This window comes from Kitasatospora sp. MBT66 (assembly GCF_000710405.2).
GTDB classification, from domain to species: Bacteria; Actinomycetota; Actinomycetes; order Streptomycetales; family Streptomycetaceae; genus Kitasatospora; species Kitasatospora purpeofusca.
On the sequence record NZ_JAIY01000021.1, the window covers coordinates 147,227 to 147,580 of the forward strand.

Below are 354 nucleotides of genomic sequence, written 5' to 3' on the forward strand. Positions count from 1 at the left end.
GGGCCGCACGGCAACGAGCCGTTGCTGGTCTTCCGCAGCCTGACCTGGGGCTCCCGGCGCGACCACCTCGCCGCGGTCCCGCTCGCCGACCCCACCGCCACCCGGACGGTCGCGGTGCCCGCCTGCCTGCGCTTCCACGCCGCCGCCGGCACCGGGATCTGCCTGCAGGCCGTCCACGGCGTCCTGCAGGACACCTACCGCGCGGTCGTCCTCGACGCCGACCTGAACGAGCGGCGCCACTACGACCTGGCCGGCATCCCCACCCGCGCCCGGGTGTCGCCGTCGGGCCACCTCGTCGCCTGGACGGTCTTCGTCGGCGGTGACTCCTACGCCGGCACCGACTTCTCCACCCGC

At 75.7% G+C, this 354-nt stretch carries 1 pseudogene; it reads left to right on the forward strand.

The features are described from left to right. Positions 1 to 354: pseudogene (locus tag BI06_RS43095) on the forward strand (TolB-like translocation protein); the annotation flags it as partial.